Source organism: Mycobacterium sp. BMJ-28, from assembly GCF_054404835.1.
The window spans coordinates 806,538-828,148 of the sequence record NZ_CM136783.1; the positions used below are offsets into that span (position 1 = coordinate 806,538).

22 protein-coding genes are annotated in these 21,611 nt (G+C 67.6%); 15 read left to right on the top strand and 7 right to left on the bottom strand.

Going from position 1 to position 21,611, the window contains the following annotated elements; translation table 11 throughout:
* Window positions 1–73: 73 nt before the first annotated feature.
* Together ACXPWS_RS04075 and ACXPWS_RS04080 are read left to right on the top strand one after the other, a co-directional pair.
* Window positions 74–643, top strand: a complete 570-nt coding sequence (locus tag ACXPWS_RS04075) for an RNA polymerase sigma factor (protein ID WP_458711208.1) — start codon at window positions 74–76, stop codon at window positions 641–643.
* Window positions 640–1,098, top strand: a complete 459-nt coding sequence (locus ACXPWS_RS04080; RefSeq protein ID WP_458711209.1) for a hypothetical protein — start codon at window positions 640–642, stop codon at window positions 1,096–1,098. Before ACXPWS_RS04075 ends, ACXPWS_RS04080 begins: the two co-directional genes overlap by 4 nt.
* On the opposite strand, the gene ACXPWS_RS04085 is transcribed toward ACXPWS_RS04080, so the two are convergent.
* Both ACXPWS_RS04085 and ACXPWS_RS04090 read right to left on the bottom strand, forming a co-directional pair.
* Window positions 1,064–4,126, bottom strand: a complete 3,063-nt coding sequence (locus ACXPWS_RS04085; RefSeq protein WP_458711210.1) for a BTAD domain-containing putative transcriptional regulator — start codon at window positions 4,124–4,126, stop codon at window positions 1,064–1,066. The two genes, ACXPWS_RS04080 and ACXPWS_RS04085, sit on opposite strands and share 35 nt — an antisense overlap.
* A 121-nt stretch (window positions 4,127–4,247) precedes the next feature.
* A complete protein-coding gene (locus ACXPWS_RS04090; protein ID WP_458711211.1) occupies window positions 4,248–4,697 on the bottom strand; it encodes a VOC family protein in 450 nt (149 codons plus the stop codon).
* 166 nt (window positions 4,698–4,863) lie between these two features.
* Between ACXPWS_RS04090 and ACXPWS_RS04095 the strand changes: the two genes are divergently transcribed.
* Window positions 4,864–6,276, top strand: a complete 1,413-nt coding sequence (locus tag ACXPWS_RS04095; RefSeq protein WP_458711212.1) for a cytochrome P450 — start codon at window positions 4,864–4,866, stop codon at window positions 6,274–6,276.
* 61 nt (window positions 6,277–6,337) lie between these two features.
* On the opposite strand, the gene ACXPWS_RS04100 is transcribed toward ACXPWS_RS04095, so the two are convergent.
* Entirely contained in the window at window positions 6,338–7,453 is a 1,116-nt protein-coding gene (locus tag ACXPWS_RS04100; RefSeq protein ID WP_458711213.1) for a citrate synthase 2, read from the bottom strand.
* A gap of 190 nt (window positions 7,454–7,643) precedes the next feature.
* On the opposite strand from ACXPWS_RS04100, the gene pdxH reads away from it, so the two are divergent.
* The 7 genes from pdxH to ACXPWS_RS04135 all read left to right on the top strand — a co-directional run bounded on the left by pdxH (window position 7,644) and on the right by ACXPWS_RS04135 (window position 14,287).
* On the top strand, window positions 7,644–8,303 hold the full coding sequence (gene pdxH / locus ACXPWS_RS04105; RefSeq protein ID WP_458711214.1) for a pyridoxamine 5'-phosphate oxidase: 660 nt from the start codon (window positions 7,644–7,646) through the stop codon (window positions 8,301–8,303).
* Window positions 8,304–8,361: 58 nt separating this feature from the next.
* Entirely contained in the window at window positions 8,362–9,645 is a 1,284-nt protein-coding gene (locus ACXPWS_RS04110) for an MFS transporter (protein WP_458711215.1), read from the top strand.
* Window positions 9,646–9,665: 20 nt separating this feature from the next.
* Entirely contained in the window at window positions 9,666–10,319 is a 654-nt protein-coding gene (locus ACXPWS_RS04115; RefSeq protein ID WP_458711216.1) for a TetR/AcrR family transcriptional regulator, read from the top strand.
* The gene (locus ACXPWS_RS04120) at window positions 10,312–10,962 is read left to right on the top strand and encodes a TetR family transcriptional regulator (protein WP_458711217.1); all 651 of its coding nucleotides are present in this window, start codon (window positions 10,312–10,314) and stop codon (window positions 10,960–10,962) included. The genes ACXPWS_RS04115 and ACXPWS_RS04120 overlap by 8 nt, the downstream gene beginning before the upstream one ends.
* 51 nt (window positions 10,963–11,013) lie before the next feature.
* Window positions 11,014–12,318 carry a citrate synthase gene (locus ACXPWS_RS04125; protein ID WP_458711218.1) on the top strand — a complete coding sequence of 435 codons (1,305 nt, stop codon included), beginning with the start codon at window positions 11,014–11,016 and terminating at the stop codon, window positions 12,316–12,318.
* Between the two features lie 132 nt (window positions 12,319–12,450).
* On the top strand, window positions 12,451–13,881 hold the full coding sequence (locus ACXPWS_RS04130) for an MFS transporter (RefSeq protein ID WP_458713407.1): 1,431 nt from the start codon (window positions 12,451–12,453) through the stop codon (window positions 13,879–13,881).
* On the top strand, window positions 13,871–14,287 hold the full coding sequence (locus tag ACXPWS_RS04135; protein ID WP_458711219.1) for a MarR family winged helix-turn-helix transcriptional regulator: 417 nt from the start codon (window positions 13,871–13,873) through the stop codon (window positions 14,285–14,287). The genes ACXPWS_RS04130 and ACXPWS_RS04135 overlap by 11 nt, the downstream gene beginning before the upstream one ends.
* Here ACXPWS_RS04135 and ACXPWS_RS04140 read toward each other — a convergent pair.
* Entirely contained in the window at window positions 14,276–15,832 is a 1,557-nt protein-coding gene (locus ACXPWS_RS04140; protein WP_458711220.1) for a phytoene desaturase family protein, read from the bottom strand. The two genes, ACXPWS_RS04135 and ACXPWS_RS04140, sit on opposite strands and share 12 nt — an antisense overlap.
* Before the next feature lie 2 nt (window positions 15,833–15,834).
* A complete protein-coding gene (locus tag ACXPWS_RS04145; RefSeq protein WP_458711221.1) occupies window positions 15,835–16,083 on the bottom strand; it encodes a DUF2630 family protein in 249 nt (82 codons plus the stop codon).
* A 32-nt stretch (window positions 16,084–16,115) separates the two neighbouring features.
* Between ACXPWS_RS04145 and ACXPWS_RS04150 the strand changes: the two genes are divergently transcribed.
* Together ACXPWS_RS04150 and ACXPWS_RS04155 are read left to right on the top strand one after the other, a co-directional pair.
* Entirely contained in the window at window positions 16,116–16,478 is a 363-nt protein-coding gene (locus ACXPWS_RS04150) for an FKBP-type peptidyl-prolyl cis-trans isomerase (protein ID WP_458711222.1), read from the top strand.
* A gap of 211 nt (window positions 16,479–16,689) precedes the next feature.
* Window positions 16,690–17,280 (top strand): LppU/SCO3897 family protein, encoded by a 591-nt coding sequence (locus ACXPWS_RS04155; protein WP_458711223.1) that lies wholly within the window; start codon window positions 16,690–16,692, stop codon window positions 17,278–17,280.
* A 7-nt stretch (window positions 17,281–17,287) separates the two neighbouring features.
* Here ACXPWS_RS04155 and ACXPWS_RS04160 read toward each other — a convergent pair whose 3' ends face one another.
* Both ACXPWS_RS04160 and ACXPWS_RS04165 read right to left on the bottom strand, forming a co-directional pair.
* Complete coding sequence (locus ACXPWS_RS04160) at window positions 17,288–18,646, bottom strand: sensor histidine kinase (RefSeq protein WP_458711224.1); 1,359 nt, start codon at window positions 18,644–18,646, stop codon at window positions 17,288–17,290.
* A 6-nt stretch (window positions 18,647–18,652) separates the two neighbouring features.
* A complete protein-coding gene (locus ACXPWS_RS04165; RefSeq protein ID WP_458711225.1) occupies window positions 18,653–19,354 on the bottom strand; it encodes a response regulator transcription factor in 702 nt (233 codons plus the stop codon).
* An 80-nt stretch (window positions 19,355–19,434) separates the two neighbouring features.
* Between ACXPWS_RS04165 and ACXPWS_RS04170 the strand changes: the two genes are divergently transcribed.
* From ACXPWS_RS04170 to ACXPWS_RS04180, 3 genes are read left to right on the top strand one after another with little or no spacing between them, the layout of a single operon-like run.
* A complete protein-coding gene (locus ACXPWS_RS04170) occupies window positions 19,435–20,427 on the top strand; it encodes a phospholipase D-like domain-containing protein (protein ID WP_458711226.1) in 993 nt (330 codons plus the stop codon).
* On the top strand, window positions 20,420–21,016 hold the full coding sequence (locus tag ACXPWS_RS04175; RefSeq protein WP_458711227.1) for a chromate transporter: 597 nt from the start codon (window positions 20,420–20,422) through the stop codon (window positions 21,014–21,016). The genes ACXPWS_RS04170 and ACXPWS_RS04175 overlap by 8 nt, the downstream gene beginning before the upstream one ends.
* Window positions 21,013–21,558 carry a chromate transporter gene (locus tag ACXPWS_RS04180; RefSeq protein WP_458711228.1) on the top strand — a complete coding sequence of 182 codons (546 nt, stop codon included), beginning with the start codon at window positions 21,013–21,015 and terminating at the stop codon, window positions 21,556–21,558. The genes ACXPWS_RS04175 and ACXPWS_RS04180 overlap by 4 nt, the downstream gene beginning before the upstream one ends.
* Window positions 21,559–21,611 lie beyond the last annotated feature (53 nt).

The window sequence follows — 21,611 nt, forward strand, 5'->3', positions numbered from 1 at the left end:
GCAACGTAGAACCCCTCGTGGGGAAAGTGCGCGCAGCGCAGAACTGTCTGACAGCGGGGAGCATGGTGAGGCAGTGTCGCCGACTGAGGACGACCTGCGCGGCGCCGATGACGAGGCCTTAGGGGTCTCTGCCGGGGTTGGTGACCGAGAGGCGTTCGACGCCATCGTCACCCGGTACGGACCGGTGCTCTACCGGTATGCCCGGCGGATGCTGGCGTCAGAGGCCGACGTCGCTGACGTCGTTCAGGACACCTTCGTTGCGGCGTGGCGCCAGATCGGCAGTTTCCGCGGGGCCTCGTCGCTACGGACGTGGCTGTTTGCCATCTGTTACCGCAAAATCGCCGACACACACCGACTCAAAAAGGCCAAGCCGGTGGAAGACTGGGTATTGGAACCGCTGGCGGGTCCAGACACCACGGCCGACCCGTTCACCGCGGCGTCCAACGCCGCTTTTCTGGACGCGCTGGAAACCGCGCTGGGTGAGTTGCCGGTGCGCCAGCGCGCGGTGTGGATGATGCGGGAGATCGAGGCAATGACGTTTCCCGAGATCGGCGAAGTTCTCGCACTCAGTCCCGATGCCGTGCGCGGTCACCACCTTCGGGCTACCAAGACACTACGAGTTCTGTTGAGGAGGTGGCAGTGACTGAGCCAGATCCCTTCCTGCACCGGGCAGCCTCGTACCTGAGATCTGTGCCCGAACCCGGGTGGGACACCATCAGCGCCAAAGTGCGTGCCGCCGTGCACGCCACCTCCCGGGTCGGCTGGCCCATCCGGGTGTCACGGGATGCCGCCGAGGGAGTCGTGTACGTCAGCGATCATGCCCTGCGCAGCCTGCTGGCCCGTGAGTTGCGGCGAAAGTTCGTCTGCCAGCCGACCCGGATCGCCTTCACCCTCGAAGGTGCGGTGCTGCGCGCCATCGACATCGACGTGACCGGCAGCTACGGCACCGCGCTGCGCGAACTCGGCGACGATATCCGCCGCACCGTGATCGGCTCCGTCCGCAAGATCGTCGACAGTGCCGACGGCCACGGCCTCCCACATTCCTTTCCCATCGAGGTCACCGTCACCGACGTGGTGGACGGGACCCCACTGCATTAGTCTCCGACGTCGTGGTGGAACACGCGGCCACCCGCCGCGCCACGAAGTCGTCCCAGGAGTGCTCACCGGTGGTCTCGGCGAGGGTCCTTGCGCGGGTGAGCAATTCGAGCGCCGTGTCGTGACGGCCCACGCGGTGTTCGATATCGGCGAGCAATGCCAGGAACATCGCGTGCATCGCCACCGAGCCGTCACTGGCGAACTCGTCGAAAGCCTCGAATGCAGCGGGTGCGTGGTCGACGCCGGACTCCATCACGTCAGCCCAGAGGCTGATGATGCGGGCACACGCACCCCACTGATGGCCGCCGGCTGCGCAGAACCGCTGGTACACCTCGTTGGCAGCGGCGGCGGTCCCCGCGGTGATGCCGAGGATCGCCGCACATTCCACTTGGGTCAGTTCGGCGGCCAGGATGTTGAAGGCGTCACCGCGACTCTGCGCCAATTCCCTTGCCATCCGGCAGTATTCGTCCATTGCCACGGTCTCGCCGCGCTGCGCTTCGGCGATCGCCATCCAGCAGTACACCCGCGGATGGAAGAAGTGCAGGGGATCGGTGACGGTGTCCGGCGCCGGAAAGTTCTTCATCATGTGCTCGCCGGTGGCGATCGCGGCGTCGATGTCACCGCGGATGAAATAGACCATCACATGAGTGAAGTCGCTGGCCAGGCCGGCATCGGGATCCCCGGTGCGCTGGTACTGCTTGAGTAGGCCGTTGGCCAGGACGGCCGCTTCTTCGTTGTGGCCCATGCCGATCCGTGCGAAGCACTGCAGCGCGATGGCGCCGTAGAAACTGCGGCCCTGGACCTGCTCGCCGATCTCGAAGGCCCGCGCGATGGCGTGCGTGACGGCGGTACTGGCCTGGCCTTCGAGAATGCCCGTGGCGCCGGCCAGGTGCATCCACAGGGTGGCCTGACGTTCCAGGTAGTCCGGCTTGGCCGGCAACCGGGCGGCGACCTGGAGAGCGTGTTCGGCCAGCACGGTGATGTCGTCGTAGGCCGACCGCCGTAACGCCCGCTGGATCACTGTCTCGCTCATCTCCAGCGCGACATCGGGATTGAGTTCGGTTCCGGCCAGCCAGGCGTGGTCAGCCACGGCGATGGCGTCCTCATAGGAATCGGTGGCGACCGCGGCCGCGCGGGTGCTGGCGATGGCGGCATGAGCTGCGGTGCGTTCGGTCGTGGACAGGTGCGCCAGCACGGCGTCGCGCACCAACCCGTGACTGAACCGATAGGCCCCCGGATGCCGAGGCACTTCGTCCAGCAGGCCGGTTTCGTAGGCCGGTCGCAGCCGGGTCTGCACCGCAGACACCGACAGGTCGACGATGTCGGCCAACGCCGCCACGTCGAATACCGGACCGATCACCGCGGCGGCCCCCAACGTGCGCCGGGTGGCCCGGTCGAGTGCGCCGAGCCGGCGGCGGACCACGCCGAGCACGGCGTCGGGCACCCCGTCGCCGAGCAGGTCCGCGCCGAGACCTCGGGCGATCTCCTTGATGTAGAAGGGATTTCCGCCGGCCTGGCGCCAGACGGACTCGGTGATTTCGGCGGGGGTGTGCGCCCCGGTGACGGTGTCGATCAGTTGGTGCGCGGCGGCGCGGTCGATCCCGGTCAGCGGAACCGTGACGGTATTGCTGGAGTGCAGCAGCCGGGTCAGCGCCTTGCGGTTGATGGGTCGGTCGGCGCCGAAGTACGTCCAGTTCCCGATGACGTGGATGGGCACCCTGGGCAGTTGGGTGGCCAGTAACGCCAGTGCCTCCAGCGAGGTGGCGTCGGCGTGGTGCAGGTCATCGAGGATCAGCAGCAGCGGCTGCAGCGCCGAGAATTCGCGCAGGGCGGTGGCGATGCCCTCGGCCAGGGCGAACCCGGTCGCAGGTACCGCTGCGACCGGCACGCCGTCCTCGCCGGCCCATTCCGGGACCAGGGCGTCGACCGCACCGGGCGTTGCGCGGCGTACCGCCCGGCGACCCGCGGGACCCAGATCGGTGCCGAGTTGGCGCAGGATCTGGATCCAGGTCCACATCAGCGGCAGCCTGATACCGGTGGGGTGACCGGCCCAGGCCACCTGCACTCCATCGGTGCCGGCCCGCTCCGCCACGGCTTGGGCCAGTGACGTCTTGCCGATACCGCTCTCGCCGGTCACCAGCGTCAGGCCGCCGGTACCGACCCGGATCCGGTTGACCGAGGCCATCACCGATTCGGTGGCGGAGTCGCGGCCGACGTACAGCGGCGGCCGTGGCACTTCGGCCGCCGGCGGCACCGGGGTGGCCGGCAAGTCGGGGGATCCGTCGCTGATCTTGTCGAACAACGTCTGCAGACCCTCGCCGGGGCGCACCCCCAACTCCCGCTTGAGGATCGCGCCGACGCGGTCGAAGGCACGCACCGCATCCGCGGGCCGGCCGGCCTGGGACAGCGCCAGCATCAGATGGCCCCACAACCGTTCCTGCAACGGATCACGCGCCACCGCGGCTTCGATCTCCGGGATGATCTGCCCGCCGCGGCCGCGCTGGACGGCGGCGTCGAAACGGGCCTCGACCGCGGTGGTGTGCAGAGCGCTGTAGCGGCGAGCCTCCGGGATGGCGAAATCGCGGTACAGGAACTCACCGAATGGGTCGCCGCGCCAGTGTTCCAGCGCTCGGGTCAATGAGCCGAACGCCCCCGCCGCGTCGGCACCCACCAGTTGTGCGCGGCCCTTGACGACCAGTGCTTCGAACTCGTGCAGGTCCACCGAATCGCCGGGCAGCAGATTCAGCTGATAGCCGTTGGGCCGCGACGCCAATCGTGCCGGGCCGGCGGCGTCGTCGGCCGCCGGAGGGAGCAGCTTGCGCAGGTTGGCGACATACGACCGCAGGGAGGCCAGCGCCTTCGGCGGCGCGTCATCGGCCCAGATCGCGTCGACCAGGCGGTCGATGCTGACGACCGCGCCGTGGTGAACCAGCAGCACCGCGAGCACACAGCGCTGTTTCGGTCCGCCCAGCGGCACCGTCGTGCCACCGACACGTGCTGCGACCGCCCCAGACAGCGAATACTCGACCATGCCACCTGACCGTCGGTGATTGGATATATTCGGTCAGACGATACCGGCACGGCCGTATTTCCGTGCCGTAGACGAATCCCGTGCAGCAGTGCGGAATTGACCCCGGTGCAAACCCCCGCTTTCAGTGTGACTGCATCGCTTCGGCGATCTCCTCCGGGCTGACCTCGCGCACCGGCTGCCCCAGCGACCACTGATGGCCGAACGGATCCTTCACCATGCCGTAGCGGTCACCCCAGAACTGGTCTTCCAACGGCATCACGACCTCCGCCCCGGCATCGACGGCCTGGGCGAACCTGGCCTCGACATCGGTGACGGTCAGATGAATGGTGACGGGGGATCCGCCCAGCGCGCGGGGGGTCTGGGATTTCCCGCCGTTGTATTCCGGGAAATCGTCGTTGAGCATCACGGTGGCGCCGTTGAGGGTGAGCGAGGCGTGCACCAGCCGGCCGTCGGGACCGGGCACCCGGCCCAATTCGGTGGCGCCGAACGCCTTGACGTAGAAGTCGATGGCGGCGGCCGCGTCATCGACGACCAGGTGCGGGGTCACGGCGGGGACGATCTCGATGGCCATGGGTTTCTCCTTCGGTGGGGCAGCGAGTGGACGACGATACAGACCAGCCGGGTCGGCGGATCTCATCGCGGGCGGGTCCCATGCAATCAGCACGCACCGACAACCGTGCCGATTCAGGTAGTCGACTACGCTATGGCGCCGCGGTCCGCCCGATGAGGCTGGACGGATGACCCACCAGACCGTCGAGGACCTGCCGCCGGCCCCGCTCAATCCGCTGCCCTACCGGCAGCAATTACGTGCCCTGCGCAGTTTCAACACCGGGTTCGAGGCACTGCGTGACGCCGGCGGGCCGGTGACACGGCTGAAGCTGGCGCCGCGGTGGCTGATGCCCGAGATCGTGGTCGCCACCTCGCCGCGCGGGGGCCACGACATCCTGAGCCGCAGCGAGGAATACGTGGAGAAGACATTCATGCATCGCGAGATGCAGCATGTGCTGGGTACCAACCTGTTCGACATGATGCACGACGCGTGGCTGCCGCGCCGCCGCGCGGTGCAGCCGTTGTTCACCAAGAAACACGTGCAGACCTTCGCCGGGGACATGGCTCAAGCGGCCCAGGCCGTGGTGGACGGTTGGGCCGAGGGCATGCACATCGACCTGGATGCCGAATGCCGCCGGCTGACCATGCGAGCGCTGGGCCGTGCCGTGCTCGGCCTGGATCTGGACCGGCGCGCCGACGCGATCGACGAGCCGCTGCGCACCGTCCTGACCTTCATCGCCGACCGCTCGACGGCCCCCGTCCGGCTGCCGCGGTGGCTGCCGACTCCGGCGCGCCGACGGGCCAGGGCCGCCGCAGCGACGTTGCGCACGCTGGCCGGGGACGTGTTGGCGGCCTGCCGAGCCGATCCCGATATCGATGCGCCGTTGGTCCGGGCGCTGATGGCGGCCACCGACCCGGAGACCGGGACCGGCCTGACCGACGCCGAGATCCGCGACGAGCTCATCGTGTTCATCGCCGCCGGGCACGACACCACGGCCACCGCGCTGACGTACGCGCTATGGCAGCTGGGCCGGTCTCCGGAGATGCAGGAGAACATCCGTGCCGAGGTCGCCGAACTCGGTGACCGGCCACTGGGCTGCGAGGACGTCGCCCATCTCGGATACACCGTGCAGGTGCTGCGCGAGGCGCTGCGGCTGTGCCCGCCCGCCCCCGGCGTGTCCCGGGTGGCGGTCCGTGACATCGAGGTCGACGGTCACCGGGTGCGCGCCGGCACGCTGTTGTTGTTCGGAACCTATGCGGTACAACGAGATCCGGCGCTGTGGGAGTGGCCCCAGGCCTTCGATCCGCAGCGGTTCCGGCCAGAGGCGGCCAAGGCGCTGGACCGCTGGCAGTATCTGCCGTTCGGGGCGGGACCGCGGTCCTGTATCGGCGATCACTTCGCGATGCTGGAAGCCACGCTGGCCCTGGCGACCGTGGTGCGTAGCGCCGAAATCCGGTCCACCGAACCCGATTTCCCGCTGGCGACACCCTTCACCATGGTGGCCGGCGCACCGATCTGGGCCAGCGTGTCTTGGCGGCACGGCTTCGCCCCGGACGGTGGCGGCGGCGTCGGGTTGTGTGACCGGGAAGCCCACGGCTGACCCGGCTCCCGCCCCGCCTGGTCTCAGGTTGGCGAAGCGGTTGCGGCAGAAGCGAATCTGCTCACGAGGTGTGGACGAGGTCCCAGCCCGGCACAGATTCCGGTGACCGCGGCTGCGGGCCGACGTAGATGGCTGCCGGACGGACCAGCTTGCCGAGCCGTTTCTGCTCCAGGATGTGCGCGCACCACCCGGCGGTGCGCCCGCAGGTGAACATGGCGGGCATCATCCGGGCGGGCACACCCGCGAAATCCAGCATGACCGCGGCCCAGAACTCCACATTGGTCTCGATGGCGCGGTCCGGCCTGCGCTCGCGCAGTTCGGCGAGGGCGGCCTGCTCCAGCGCCGAGGCCACCTCGAACCGCGGGACGCCCAGCCGTTGCGCGGTCGCCCGCAGTACCCGTGCCCTGGGGTCTTCGGCGCGGTAGACCCGGTGCCCGAAGCCCATCAGCTTCTCCTTGCGGTCCAGGATGCCGCGCACCACCGCGCGGGCATCGCCGGTCTGCTCGGCTTCCTCGATCATGGGCAGCACTCGGGCCGGGGCGCCACCGTGCAACGGCCCGCTCATCGCGCCCACCGCACCGGATAGCGCCGCGGCCACGTCGGCACCGGTGGAGGCGATCACCCGGGCGGTGAAGGTGGAGGCGTTCATCCCGTGTTCGGCGGCGCTCACCCAGTACGCGTCTATCGCCTCGACGTGGCGGGGATCCGGATCGCCCTGCCAACGGGTCATGAAACGTGCTGTCACGGTGGGACATTCATCGATGGAACGCTGAGGGACGGCGGGCCGGCCGATGCCCCGGGCGGACTGCGCGACATAGGACAGGGCCATCACCGAGGCGCGAGCCAGCTGAGCGCGGGCAGTCTGGTCGTCGATGTCCAGCAACGGGGCGTAACCCCAGATCGGGGCCAGCATCGCCAGGCCCGCCTGCACGTCCACTCGCACATCGCCGGAGTGGATGGGTAGCGGGAACGGTTCGGCCGGGGCCAGCCCGTGGCCGAACTCGCCGTCGACCAGCAGGCCCCATACATCGCCGAAGGTGACGTGCTTGGTCACCAGATCCTCGAGGTCGACGCCGCGGTAACGCAGCGCCCCGCCGTCCTTGTCCGGTTCGGCGATCTCGGTGGTGAAGGCCGCGACGCCTTCCAGTCCGGCTACGAAGTTTTCCGGCACGGTCATGGGCGAGATTGTCGCATCCAGCGCCGGCGCGTCAATCAGCGGTCAGGACGGCGGTTATGCCTCAGGCGTAGCGTGGCCGGGTGACTAGCACCAGCGAGAAGCCGGAGGCGGATCGCGCATGAGCGACCAGCGAGAAGCCGGAGGCGGATCGCGCATGAGCGACCAGCGAGAAGCCGGAGGCGGATCGCGCATGAGCGCCGACAATGACCACCTGGCCGGGATGCGGGTCGAATACGGATCCGTGGAGAAGGACGGCAGCCCCGACCTGGATGCCGGCTGGCTCGCCGATGGCTGGCTGGCGCTGTTGCGATCGTGGCTCTCCGATGCCTGGGCGGCCGGGTTATCCGAGGCCAACGCCATGGTGCTGGCCACCGTCGACCAGCGGGGAAGGCCCGTGACCCGCACGGTGTTGTGCAAGGGCGTGGACGAATCCGGGATCAGTTTCTACACCAATTACGACTCCGCCAAAGGCGAGCAGCTGGCCGCCACGGCGTACGCGTCGGCGACCTTCCCGTGGTACGGGCTGGGGCGCCAGGTCCACATCCGGGGTCCGGTGACGAAGGTGTCCGCCGAGGCCACCGCCGAATACTGGGGCAAGCGGCCACGCGGATCGCAGCTGGGCGCCTGGGCGTCGCATCAGTCGCAGCCGATCGAGTCGCGCCGCGCGCTGCTTGATCAACTCGATGAGGTGACCGCCCGGTTCGCCGGTCAGGACACCGTGCCGGTGCCCCCGAACTGGGGTGGTTACCTGATCGCCCCCGAGGTCGTCGAATTCTGGCAGGGCCGGGAGAACCGGGTGCACAACAGGATTCGGGTGACCGAGGGCCGTATCGAGCGGCTCCAGCCGTGAAGCTTCCCGTCGCTTCGCTCGCCCGGGTGAAGCTTCCCGTCGCTTCGCTCGCCCAACGGTGAGAGGGCTGTTCGCCGACACCACACCGCTGAAAACCCCGGACTTCCGGCGGTTGTGGTTGGCCGGCATCGTCACCGTCATCGGCGGGAACCTGACCATCTTCGCGGTTCCCGTCCAGCTGTACGCACTCACCCAGAGCTCGGCCTATGTGGGGTTGTCGGGCCTGTTCGCGCTCGTGCCGCTGATCGTCTTCGGCCTGTGGGGCGGGGCGTGGGCCGACGCCATGGACCGCCGGCTGCTGCTGATCATCACCGCAGTCGGGCTGGCGGGGTCGTCGGTGTTGCTGTGGGTGCAGGCCGCGCTGGCATTGAACAACGTCTGGGTGGTGCTGTGCCTGCTGTCCCTGCAGCAGGTGTTCTACGCCGTGAACTCGCCGACCCGCGCGGCGGCCATCCCACGCATGCTGCCCGCCGAGCAACTGCCCGCCGCCAACTCGCTGAACATGACGGTGATGCAGTTCGGGGCGATCGTCGGTCCGCTGCTGGCCGGGATGCTGCTGCATTTCGTCGATCTGTCGACGCTCTATCTGATCGACGCGATCACCTGCATCACCCCGATCTGGGCGACGGTGCGGCTGGCGAAGATGCCGCCCACCGGTTCCGGTGAAGGGGCGGGCAAGTTCGGTTTCCGCGCGGTGCTCGAAGGGTTCCGCTATCTGGCCGGAAACCAGGTGGTGTTGATGTCTTTCGTGGTGGACCTGATCGCGATGATCTTCGGCATGCCGAGGGCGCTGTTCCCGCAGATGGCCCACGAGAGTTTCGGCGGGCCGGTGGAGGGTGGCACCACGATGGCGCTGCTGGCCGCGGCGATGTCGGTGGGCGCGGTCGCCGGCGGGGTGTTTTCCGGCTGGCTGCCCCGCATCCGTAGACAGGGCTTGACCGTGCTGGTCTGCATCGTGGTGTGGGGGCTGGCGATGCTCGGGTTCGGGCTGGCGACCGGCGCCGCCCATGGCACGTCGGGCGCGATGTTGTGGCTTGCGCTGGCGTTCTTGGCTCTCGGCGGCGGGGCGGACATGGTGTCGGCGGCCTTCCGATCGACCATCCTGCAAGAGGCCGCCTCCGACGACCTGCGCGGCCGCCTGCAGGGCGTGTTCACGGTGGTGGTCGCGGGTGGACCGCGCATCGCCGACGTGGCCCACGGCGCCGCGGCCGCGGCCATGGGCACCACGGTCGCCGCGGCGGGCGGTGGCCTGCTGGTGGTGATCGGGGTGGTGGTGGCCGCGCTGGCCGGTCCGGCGTTCGTGCGGTACCGGGTGCGGGCGTATCGACCGGAGGAGGCGTGACTGACAGTTACCATCCAGTAATGGCTGATGCCAGGAGAGGCACCGATCTCGGCCTGCGTGAGCGTAAGAAACAACGAACCCGCGCGACGCTGATCGACGCTGCGCTCGACCTTTGCCTGCGGCAGGGCTACGAGGGCACCACGGTCGACCAGATCGCGGCGGTGGCGGAGGTGTCGGCACGCACCTTCAGTCGCTACTTCGCCACCAAGGAGGCCGTCTTCCTCACCCTCATCGAAGATCTCGCGGACGAGATCGCCGATGAGATCAGCCGGCTGCCACGCCACCTCGGGCCGGTCGAAGCGCTGCGTGCCGCGCACGTGAAGGTGCTGACCCGGGTCGACGGTGAGACGGTCGGCCGGCTCACCAAGGACCGCATCGTGCTGATGCTTCGCATCATCAACTCCTCGGACGTGTTGCGCCAAGGCGCCTTCGAGTTCAAGCATCCGAGAGTCCTTGCCGTCCTGGCAGATCGGATGGGCGTGCCGGCCGATGACCGCCGGCTGCTGCTCGGGGTGTCGGTGTTCTCGTCGATCATCGTGGCCGCCTGCGGCGATCTGGTCGGGGATACCGACGGCGGTCCGCTGGGGCCGCTGCTCATGGTGGAGCGGTTGAATCAGGCGTGCATCCACACGGCGGAATTCGTCGCGGATCTCGATGTGGCGGCGCATGTCTGACCACGCCGGGGCGGGCCTGCGCGAGCGCAAGAAGCTCAAGACGCGCGCCACCCTGGTGGCCGTCGCGGCCGAGCTGTGTCAGCGCCAAGGGTTCGACAACACCACCGTGGAGCAGATCGCGGCCGCCGCCGATGTGTCTCCTCGCACGTTCAGCAGGTATTTCCCCACCAAGGCCGATGTCGTCGCCGCCCTGGCCGACGACATGGACACCTATGTCGCCGAGGCGCTGCGCCGTCAGCCCGCCGGGATCACCGCCTACGAGGCGCTGCTGAGGGCGCATCTGGAGATCTTCACGCCCCGGCGGGGGCACGAGTCGCCGGCCTTCACCCGGATGGCCGTGCTCATCTCCATCGTCAACGGGGCCACCTCCATGACGATGTCGCCGTTCGCCTTCAAGCAGCTGCGGGCGGGCACCTCGGTCGTCGCGCTTGCCGGATGGCTGGGTGTCGCACCGGGAGATCCGGCGGTGGCGCTGGTCGCCGACGTCTGGACCTTGTTGTTCTCGTCCTCGTTCGCCGGGCTCGGGTTGCCCGGCCAACCGCCGATCGAGTCGGGAGTGCTGTGCGAACGTCTGTCCGTCGCGTTCGACAGATTCCGGCGATCCTGGGAGCCGGTACCCCCCGCAAGCGGGCCGCAACGTTAACGACTACCGTCCAGTAGTGAAGCTCAGCCTACGACCACAGAAGGGGCTCCCGTGGCCGAAAACTCCAGCCCTGACCAAGTAGCGACCCTGTCGTATCCGGGTGGCTCATTGGACCTGGATATCGTCCGCGCAACCGAAGGTTCGGACGGTATCGCGCTCGGCAACCTGCTGGCCAAGACGGGCTACACGACGTTCGACGGCGGTTTCGTCAACACGTCGTCGACAAAGTCCGCGATCACCTACATCGACGGCGACGCCGGCATTCTGCGCTACCGCGGCTACCCGATCGAGCAGCTGGCCGAGAAGTCGACCTTCATCGAGGTCAGCTACCTGCTCATCTACGGTGAGCTGCCCACCACCGAGCAGCTGGAAGCGTTCACCACCCAGATCCAGCGGCACACCATGCTGCACGAGGATCTCAAGCGGTTCTTCGACGGCTTCCCGCGCAACGCGCACCCCATGCCGGTGCTGTCGTCGGCGGCCAATGCGCTGAGCGCCTACTACCAGGATTCGCTGGATCCGCTCGACAAGGAGCAGGTGGAGCTCTCCACCATCCGGTTGCTGGCCAAGCTGCCGACCATCGCGGCCTACGCCTACAAGAAGTCGGTGGGGCAGCCATTCCTGTACCCGGACAACTCGCTGACGCTGGTGGAGAATTTCCTCCGGATGACGTTCGGTTTCCCGGCCGAGCCCTATGAGCTGGACCCCGAGATCGTGCGGGCCCTGGACATGCTGTTCATCCTGCATGCCGACCACGAGCAGAACTGCTCGACCTCGACGGTCCGGCTGGTGGGTTCGTCGCAGGCCAACCTGTTCACCTCGATCTCCGGCGGCATCAACGCGCTGTGGGGCCCGCTGCACGGCGGCGCCAACCAGGCCGTGCTGGAGATGCTGCAGAAGATCAAGGACGGCGACGACGACGTGCAGACCTTCGTCAAGAAGGTGAAGAACCGCGAAGAAGGTGTCAAGCTCATGGGCTTCGGGCACCGGGTCTACAAGAACTACGACCCGCGGGCGCGCATCGTCAAGGAGCAGGCCGACAAGATCCTGGCCAAGCTCGGCGTCAACGACGAGTTGCTCGACATCGCCAAGCAGCTCGAGGAGATCGCGCTGACCGACGACTTCTTCATCGAGCGCAAGCTCTACCCGAACGTCGATTACTACACCGGCGTCATCTACCGCGCGATGGGCTTCCCGACCCGCATGTTCACCGTGCTGTTCGCGCTCGGCCGGCTGCCCGGATGGATCGCGCACTGGCGTGAGATGCATTCCGAGCCCGGCAAGATCGGCCGCCCGCGGCAGATCTACACCGGTTACACCGAGCGTGACTACGCAGCTATCGACGGCCGCAGCTAGATTCCGCGAGCAGACACAGACTTCCGCCTTTTCAGCTGAAAAGGCGGAAGTTTCTGTCTGCTCAGCGGACAGCGTTTGCACAGGTAAAGATTGTAAGTTCACAATAGTTGTGTGAATGAAACCATCAGTACTCTGACCCCGCGGCGCAAAGCCGTCGTGCTGATGTCGTGTTGCCTGAGCCTGCTGATCGTCTCGATGGACGCCACCATCGTCAACGTGGCCATCCCGTCCATCCGGACCGATCTCGGTGCCACGCCGGCCCAGCTGCAGTGGGTGGTCGACATCTACACCTTGGTGCTGGCCTCACTGCTGATGCTCTCCGGTGCCATGGGTGACCGGTTCGGGCGTCGCCGCGTCTTCCAGATCGGCCTGCTGGTTTTCGCCGGTGGCTCGCTGCTGTGCAGCCTGGCCCCCGGGATCGAAACCCTGATCGCCGCCCGCTTCCTGCAGGCGATCGGCGGTTCGATGCTCAATCCTGTTGCGCTGTCCATTATTTCGCAGGTATTCACCGGGAAGGTGGAGCGCGCCCGAGCTCTGGGGTTCTGGGGTGCGGTGGTCGGCATCTCGATGGCCCTGGGGCCGACGGTGGGCGGTCTGCTCATCGAGTACGTCAGCTGGCGCGCGGTGTTCTGGATCAACCTGCCGATCTGCGCGGCCGCGATCGTGCTGACCGCCCTCTTCGTGCCGGAAACCAAATCGCTCACCATGCGCAATGTGGACCCGGTGGGCCAGGGACTGGCGGTGACGTTCCTGTTCGGTGTGGTGTTCGCGCTCATCGAGGGCCCCGCGATGGGCTGGGCCAATCCGCGGGTGATCGTGGGTGCGGTACTGGCCGTGCTGGCTTTCGCGGCGTTCCTGCGCTACGAGTCCCGCCGCCACGACCCATTCATCGACCTACGGTTCTTCCGTAGCGTGCCGTTCGCGTCCGCGACGCTGATCGCCATCAGCGCCTTCTCCACCTGGGGTGCGTTCCTGTTCATGATGTCGCTCTACCTGCAGGCCGAACGGGGGTTCTCGGCGATGCACACCGGGCTGATCTACCTGCCGATCGCCATCGGAGCCCTGCTGTTCTCGCCGCTGTCGGGCCGGCTGGTGGGGCGCTACGGTGCGCGACCGTCGCTGCTGGCGGCCGGACTGCTCATCACGCTGGCGTCCTTCTTGCTGACATTCCTGACGGCGACGACGCCGGTGTGGGCGCTGTTGGTGGTCTTTGCGGTGTTCGGTATCGGCTTCTCGATGGTCAACGCCCCGATCACCAACGCGGCGGTCAGCGGGATGCCCTTGGACCGGGCCGGTGCGGCCTCGGCGGTCACCAGTACCAGTCGCCAGATCGGCGTGAGTATCGGTGTGGCGCTGTGCGGTTCGGTCACCGGTATCACGGTGCTGTCCGGCCACGTGGATTTCATGAGCGCCGCCCGTCCGCTGTGGCTGCTCTGTGTCGGGCTCGGGGTGCTGATCACCGTGCTCGGCTTCGTCTCCACCTCACCGCGCGCGCTGGCCTCGGCCCAACGGTTGGTGCCGCTGATCGAGGGGCAACACAAGGCGGCCGCCCATGTCCGATAGTCCACTGGCCGACGACGTGTGGCAGCGGATGGCCGCCCTTGTGCACGAGAACCGCGGTGACTGGAAACGTGCGGTGATCGACCGGTCCGGTCTGCCATTCAGCCGGATCCGGGTGCTGCGAAGGCTGGCCCGCAACCCGATGACCGTCAAGGAACTCGCCGAGGCGGCCACCATGGACGCCCCCGCCGCAACGGTGGCCGTCAACGATCTGGAAGAGCGCGGGCTGGTGTTGCGCCAGACCAATCCGCAGAACCGGCGCTGCAAGGTGGTCTCACTGACCGAGCAGGGGCATGCGCTGGCCGCCGCGGTGGAAGCGGTGCAGGATCCCGCCCCTGCCGCCCTGGCCACCCTGAATGAATCGGATCTGGTTGCACTGCAGGCTATTTTGCGGAAGCTAGCTCTCTAGGACGGCCATCGCCGCGTTGTGCCCGCCGATACCGGAGACCGCCCCGCCGCGCCGCGATCCGGAGCCGCACAACAAGATCCGCGGATGCCCGGTCGCCACACCCCAACGCTGCGCCGGGGTGCCCAGCGGTTCGTCGTCCTCGGCGAACGGCCAACTCAGCCCGCCGTGGAAGATGTTGCCCGCCGTCATGCCCAGGATGTTGTCCAGGTCGACGGTGGTCTTCGCCTCGATGCACAGCCGGCCGGCGGCATCCTCGGCCACCACATCCTGAATCGGCTCGGCCAGAACGGAATTCAAGGACTCCAGGGCAGCGGCCGTGAGCCGGTCGCGGGCCCGGTCCGGATCGGAGCCGACGGACAGGCTGTGTGGGGTGTGCAACCCGAACACCGTCAGGGTATGTGCACCGCTGTCGCGCAGCCGCGCGGACAGGATGCTGGGGTCGGTCAGTGAGTGGCAATAGATCTCGCAGGGCAGCGGTTCGGGAACGTGGTGCCCGGCGGCTGCGGTGTAGGCGCTCTCCAATTGGCCGAGCGTCTCGTTGATGTGGAAGGTACCGCCGAAGGCCTGTTCGGCGGTGACGGAGCTGTCCCGCAGCCGGGGCAGTCGGCGCAGCATCAAGTTGACCTTGATCTGGGACCCCGGCGCCGAGGCGGGCGCCGGCTCGTCCAGCAGCCCGGCCAGCACCGTGGGAGTCACCCCGGCCAGCACATGGGTGCCGGACACGCTGTGGTCCTGACCATCGGCCCGGTATCGCACCTGCCCGTCCGGAGTGATCGCGAAAACCTCTGCACCGGTGGTGATTTCAGCTCCGAAGCCGCTGGCTGCCGCGCTAAGTGCACCGGTGACCGCGCCCATCCCCCCGATCGGGACGTCCCAGTCACCGGTGCCGCCGCCGAGCAGGTGATACAGGAAGCACACGTTCTGGATCAGCGACGGATCCTCGGTCGAGGCGAACGTGCCGATCAGCGCATCGGTGGCGATCACCCCGCGCACCAGGTCGTTGCGCACCGCCGCGGTGATGGCCTGCCCGATCGGGGCCTCGACGATGTCGTGCCATGCGGTGGCCGCGTCGGCCCCGCCGGCCAGCACCCGCGCTCGGGCCGCCGAGCGCGTCTGCAGCGGTTGCAGCAGTGTCGGCCAGAGAGCCTTGGTGAGCAGCCCGGTGCGCCGGTAGAACTCCGCGAAACCGGCGGCGTCGGACCCGGCGCCGATGACGTCGAAGGTGTTGTGCGGCCCGAGCAGCAGACCCGTGGTCGCGCCGGTGGTCGGATCCGGGGTGTAGGAGGAATGCCGGCGCCGGGCCAACCGGATCCGGGCGCCCAGGTCGTCGATGATGCGGCGCGGCAGCAGGCTCACCAGATAGGAGTACCGGGACAGTCGGGCGTCGATTCCGTCGAAGGCATGCGCCGAGACGGCCGCCCCGCCCACGTGGTCGAGGCGCTCCAACAGCCGGACCCGGCGTCCCGCGCGCGCCAGATATGCGGCGGCGACCAGACCGTTGTGTCCGCCGCCGACGATGACGACGTCGAACTGCGCGTATGCCACCCTCAGCCCAGGTAGCCCTCGACCTCGTCGGCGGGGCGGGCCGCGGCGTCATCGGGGTTACCGCCGGATTCGCGCAGCGCCCGCCGCTGCCGCAGCAGATCCCAACACTGGTCGAGCTGCACCTCGATGGAGCGCAGGCGCTTGTGTTCGGTGGATTCGTCGATCTCGCGGTGCTGCAGCGCGGTGCGCAGCTCCTGCTCTTCGGCGACGAGCTTGTTGACTTCGGAGAGGATGTCCGCATCGGTGGCCATGAAGCCAGTGTGCCCGACTACGGTGGACAAGCGTGGCAACAAAACCAGAGATCGAATTTCCGGACGGCCCGGCACCCACCGAGCTCGTCATCGAGGACGTCACCGTCGGCGACGGTGACGAAGCAGTACCGGGCGGGACTGTCGAGGTGCACTACGTCGGCGTCGAGTACGACACCGGCGAGGAGTTCGACAGCTCGTGGAACCGCGGCGAGTCGATCTCGTTCCCGCTGCGCGGCCTCATCCAGGGCTGGCAGGACGGGATCCCGGGGATGAAAGTCGGTGGCCGGCGCAAGCTGACCATCCCACCCGAGCAGGCCTACGGTCCGGCCGGTGGTGGTCATCGGCTGTCCGGCAAGACATTGATCTTTGTGATCGACCTGCTGAACGCTCGCTGAGCTACGGCTCGAATGTCCGGTCAGGACACGCCGCAGCGCGATATGCGTGCCCTGACCGGACAGTCGGCGGTGCCGGAACCGTGCACCATTTCGTGGGGTAGATCACCCTGCGGTGACATTCGGATCGGCGATCCTTTCGCGACTACACCTTGCAGAGGCCTCGATATGTGGGCTTTTCCCGGTTGTACACGCGAACAAAGGATCGACGGTCATGACCGACCCGCAACTCACTGCCCAACCCGCCCCTGCCAAAACGCGGTGGTGGCGCACCAAGAAGGCCCGGCTGGCATTCACCATCGTCGGCGTCGCGCTGATCATGCTGGCCAAATTCAGTCTCGCCGAGAAACGCGAAGTGCAGCGAGCGACCGATGCGGCCAAGCAGGAGATCACGAGTTTCCTTGTCGGAGATTGTGTTGCGCTCGGGGGCGAAGGTACTGACGTGCACCGCACCGACTGCGGCACCGATCCCAGCTTCACGGTCGGCGCGGTGCTGGACAGCGACCGGCCGTGCGCCAACCCCAATTACGTCAGCTATGACTGGAGTCTGGACCACCACGCGGTCGGCCGGCTCTGCCTTGTCGAGAACCTCACCGCGGGGCACTGCTATCACCCCACTGCAGGCGGCAAGAACCTCGAATTGACCGACTGTGCCAGCACCGACGACAAGGCGTACAGGGTGGTGCAGCGATTCGATTCCGTCGCCGCCCAGTGCCCGGAAGACACCGCCACCTACACCTATCCCGACCCGGTGCGGGCCTACTGCTTGACGCCCGTCGCCGGCACGGACTCCTCGCCGAGCTAGCGTCCGGCTAAGCCGGCCCCGGCAACCGCAGCAGCAACCGCACTCCACCGAGCGGGCTGGCCTCCAAAGATGCGCTGCCGCCGTGCAATTCGGCCTGCTGAGCCACCAGCGCCAAGCCCAGACCAGACCCGGAATGCGAGGCCGTCGATCCGCGGGAGAACCGCTCGAAGACCCGGATGCGTTCCTCCTCCGGTAAGCCGACCCCGTCGTCATCGACGGCGATCTCCACCCCGGCCCGGGAGGCCACCGCCGACAGCTGGATCCGGGTCGCGTTGCCGTGTTTGACGGCATTGGCGATCGCATTGTCGACCGCCAGCCGCAAGCCGGCGGGCAGTCCGAGGATCAGTACCGTCGGCGCGGGCACCAGGGACACGTCCAGATCGGGATACACGCGCATGGCGTCGTGCGCGGCGCGGTCGAGCAACTCGCTGATATCGACCGGCACGTGGTCGTCGGAGGTGGTCAACTGGCCCTGGGCCAGGCGCTCCAGCGCCGTCAGGGTCGCCTCGATCCGGGTCTGGGTGCGGATGACGTCGCCGAGTACTTCCTTGCGTTGCTCGTCGGGCATCTCCAGGGTGTCCAGCACCTCGAGGTTGGTGCGCATCGCCGTCAGCGGGGTGCGCAGTTCATGGGATGCGACGGCGGCGAAATCCCGGGCCGACTCGAGGGCCGCCTTGGTGCGCTGCTGCTCGTCGCCGATGCGGGCCAGCATGCCTTCCACCGCTTCGCCGATCTCGGTGGCTTCCCACACCCCGCGCACATGGACCTCTTCGGGGTTGGACTGGGAGTTGATGGCCCTGGCCTGCTGGGCCAGCCGCCGGAAGGGCGTGATCATGATGGCCGAAATCACGAAACCCACGACGGCCGTGCCGCCGATGACGAGCCCGCAGATCAACAGCACGCGCCGGTGCTGGGAATCGATCTGATGCTCGGTTTCGGCGACCGGTGCGCCCAGGGCCACCGAGGCCTGCCCGGCGCTGAAGGTTCGCACCCGGTATTCGACGCCGTTGATGGTGGTGGTGGCGAAACCGTCGGGGAACTCCGGCAGCACGATGTCTTCGGGTGCGGACACGGTGGCTCCGCCGATGCGGGCGGTACGCACCAGCCCGGCGTTGGGCGCGGGCTCATCGGTGTGATCGTTGAGGGCGCTGCTGAGCAGCGTGGTGACGTCGCCGAGACTGCTGATCGAGTCCAGCCGCCGGTCCAGCTGGCTGTACTGCTCGTTGGTGATGCCGATCCACACCCAGGTGCCGATCGTGATGACGGTCATGATCACGGAGAACGCCGCCACCAGGACGATGGAGCGTAGGGACAGGGCCCGTTTGGGGAGTCCCAAGAGCCGGTACAGCCGGTCGTTCAGGTCCATCCGGACCTACTGCTGCCTGAGGACGAACCCCACACCGCGGACCGTGTGCAGCAGTCGCGGCGCACCGCCGGCCTCCAGCTTGCGGCGCAGGTATCCGATGAAGACGTCCACCACATTGGTGTCGGCGGCGAAGTCGTAACCCCACACCAACTCCAGCAGCTGGGCGCGGGACAGTACCGCGGTCTTGTGCTCGGCGAGCACGGCCAGCAGGTCGAACTCGCGTTTGGTCAGGTCGACATCGGCGCCGTTGACCCGGGCACGCCGGCCCGGGATGTCCACCTCGAGTGGACCCACCGAGATGGTCTCCGACGAGAACGTCGCGGTCGACCCGCGCCGGCGCAGCAATGCCTTGACCCGGGCCACCAGCTCCTGCAGCACGAACGGCTTGACCAGGTAGTCGTCGGCGCCGGCCTCCAGCCCGGACACTCTGTCGTCCACCGAGCTGCGGGCCGACAGCACACACACCGGCACATCGTTGTCCATCGCGCGCAGGGCGGTGACCACGCTGACGCCGTCCAGGACGGGCATGTTGATATCCAGCACGATCGCGTCCGGACGGGTCTCGGTGGCGCTGCGCAGCGCCTCGGCGCCGTCGACCGCCGTGGTGACCTCGAACCCGGACAGCCGCAGGCCGCGTTCCAGCGAGGCCAAGACGTCGGGATCGTCGTCGACGACGAGGACCCGGGGTGAGGCTGCTGCACTGTCCATGGGGCCCATCTTGCCCGATGCGGTACGGCTATCGCGGCAGGCACGTCCCGGACATCATTCGGTGCTAGCATCCGGCATTTATGCAGGCATTGACGCCGCGGGTAATCGTCCAGCCCGATGACGGCGTCGAACCTGTACGGCAATTCGTCGCGGCGGCCGAAAAATCTTTGCTCATCAAACAATTCACCTTCACCGAAGAATCGGTGCTGCAAACGGTGATCGAGCGGCACAACGCGGGTGTCGACGTGCGGGTGATGCTGAACCCGGCCCGCTCCGGCGGGGACCGCGCCAACGACGATTCGTTCACCCGGCTGCAGGGCGCCGGTGTGAACGTGGCGTGGACCAACCCGAAGTTCTATGTCACGCACGAGAAGTCGATCGTCGTCGACGGGCGGGCCGCGCTGGTGGCCACGTTCAACCTCTGCGAGAAGTACTTCACCCTCACCCGCGACTACGGCGTCGTCACCACGGTGCCGCAACACGTGGCGCAGATCGTCGATGCGTTCAACGCGGACTGGGAGCACCACGACGATTGGCATCCGGCGGTGTTCGAGGGGCTGTTGTGGAGCAATTCGAATTCGCGATATCACATGGCGCAATTCATCGACAGTGCCCGGCGCCGGCTCGATATTCAACATCCGAAATACGTGGACGCGGTGATTCTCGACCACATTGCGGCCGCGGCCGGGCGCGGCGTGAAGGTGCGCGTGCTGTGCGGCGGGAAGCACGGCATCAGCGAGTGGGACATCCTGGACACCTTCGCCTCGCTGCGCACCCTGCGCCGGTTCGGCGTGAAGGTGCACAAGCAGAAGAACCTGCGGGTGCACGCGAAACTGCTCATCGCCGATGACGCGCACGCGTTGGTCGGCTCGATGAACATCGACCGCAGTGCCTTCGACCTGCGCCGCGAGCTCGGCGTCATCGTCGAGGACCCCGAGGCCGTCGCCCGGCTGGGCGGGATCTTCGCCTTTGACTGGGAGTCCTCGCATCAGTACGAGCCGCCGGATCCGCTGCGGCCCGGGGATCATGGCGAGGACGATTTCCCGCATGATCCGGACTTGATGCATGAGTGAATTCGGCGGGCAGAAGCGCAGCGACCCGGGGATCGATGGAGCGCGGGTGTCCTTGGTGGAACTGGCGCTCACGTTCAACCACATCGCCCTGGCGTCGTTCGGTGGTGGACTCTCGGCCTGGTCGCGGGAAGTCCTGGTGGTCGAGAAGGAGTGGCTGGGCGAGGCGGAGTTCCTGTCGGCGATGACGATGTGCCGGATTCTGCCGGGCGCCAATCAGGTCAACATGGCCGTCTTCGCGGGCACCAAGATGCGCGGCCTGGCCGGAGCGGTCGCGGCCGTCGTCGGCCTGTGCCTGATGCCGCTGGTGATCATCCTGGCGCTGTCGTTCGTCTACTTCCGCTTCAAGGAAGTGCCTGCGGTCAAAGGGGTGCTGCACGGCGCGTCGGCCGCGGCGGTGGCGCTGACGCTGACGATGGTGATCAAGACGGGCCAGAAATGCCTCACCGGGGTGGTGCCGGTGCTGCTGTTCGGCGGGGCGTTCCTGCTCAACGGGTTGTTGCGCTGGCCGCTGCTGGGGACGCTGGCGATCCTGGCGCCGCTGAGCCTGATCTGGGCCTGGCCACGGGGGCGTGAGCAGGTGAAGTCGTGAGCACTTACCTGCAGATCGCCGGCCTGTTCGGGATGCTCTCGCTGCTGTCCATCGGCGGCGGCAACGTGGTGCTGCCGGAGATGCACATGCAGGCGGTCAACCATCGGCACTGGCTGACCAACGGCCAGTTCGCCGACCTGTTCTCCATCTCGCAGACCGCGCCGGGGCCCAGCATCCTGATCGTGTCGATGGTGGGCTACGGCGCGGGTCTGCACGTCGGAGGTGTGCCCGCGGCGATCCTGGGTGGGTTGATCGCGATGGTGGCGATGGTGCTGCCCGCGGCATCGTTCGTCTACGTCGTGACGCTGTTCTGGCAGCGCGCGGCGAAGTCCAAACTGCGCATCGCCGTCGAGAAGGGCTTCGCGCCGCTGACGGTCGGGCTCATCCTGGCCACCTCGCTGGTGATGAGCCGGGCCGCCGACCACGACTGGCGGGCGTACGCCGTCACCGCCGTGTGCACCGGGATCTTCCTGGTCAGCAAGATCAATCCGCTGTTCATCGTCGCCGGTGCCGGCGCCATCGGGTATCTCGGGTTTGTCTGACAGCCCACAGGGGAATGCCATTGACCTCAATCTATGTTGAGGTTTTAGCGTCG

What these genes read in the sequence shown, in the direction of transcription:
- ACXPWS_RS04085 (WP_458711210.1), bottom strand. Translation starts at nt 4,126, where the DNA reads ATGGTCGAGTATTCGCTGTCTGGGGCGGTCGCAGCACGTGTCGGTGGC.
- ACXPWS_RS04170 (WP_458711226.1), top strand. Translation starts at nt 19,435, where the DNA reads ATGCAGGCATTGACGCCGCGGGTAATCGTCCAGCCCGATGACGGCGTC.
- ACXPWS_RS04115 (WP_458711216.1), top strand. Translation starts at nt 9,666, where the DNA reads ATGGCTGATGCCAGGAGAGGCACCGATCTCGGCCTGCGTGAGCGTAAG.
- ACXPWS_RS04165 (WP_458711225.1), bottom strand. Translation starts at nt 19,354, where the DNA reads ATGGACAGTGCAGCAGCCTCACCCCGGGTCCTCGTCGTCGACGACGAT.
- ACXPWS_RS04160 (WP_458711224.1), bottom strand. Translation starts at nt 18,646, where the DNA reads ATGGACCTGAACGACCGGCTGTACCGGCTCTTGGGACTCCCCAAACGG.
- ACXPWS_RS04135 (WP_458711219.1), top strand. Translation starts at nt 13,871, where the DNA reads ATGTCCGATAGTCCACTGGCCGACGACGTGTGGCAGCGGATGGCCGCC.
- ACXPWS_RS04145 (WP_458711221.1), bottom strand. Translation starts at nt 16,083, where the DNA reads ATGGCCACCGATGCGGACATCCTCTCCGAAGTCAACAAGCTCGTCGCC.
- ACXPWS_RS04090 (WP_458711211.1), bottom strand. Translation starts at nt 4,697, where the DNA reads ATGGCCATCGAGATCGTCCCCGCCGTGACCCCGCACCTGGTCGTCGAT.
- ACXPWS_RS04155 (WP_458711223.1), top strand. Translation starts at nt 16,690, where the DNA reads ATGACCGACCCGCAACTCACTGCCCAACCCGCCCCTGCCAAAACGCGG.
- ACXPWS_RS04100 (WP_458711213.1), bottom strand. Translation starts at nt 7,453, where the DNA reads ATGACCGTGCCGGAAAACTTCGTAGCCGGACTGGAAGGCGTCGCGGCC.
- ACXPWS_RS04175 (WP_458711227.1), top strand. Translation starts at nt 20,420, where the DNA reads ATGAGTGAATTCGGCGGGCAGAAGCGCAGCGACCCGGGGATCGATGGA.
- ACXPWS_RS04095 (WP_458711212.1), top strand. Translation starts at nt 4,864, where the DNA reads ATGACCCACCAGACCGTCGAGGACCTGCCGCCGGCCCCGCTCAATCCG.
- pdxH (WP_458711214.1), top strand. Translation starts at nt 7,644, where the DNA reads ATGAGCGCCGACAATGACCACCTGGCCGGGATGCGGGTCGAATACGGA.
- ACXPWS_RS04120 (WP_458711217.1), top strand. Translation starts at nt 10,312, where the DNA reads ATGTCTGACCACGCCGGGGCGGGCCTGCGCGAGCGCAAGAAGCTCAAG.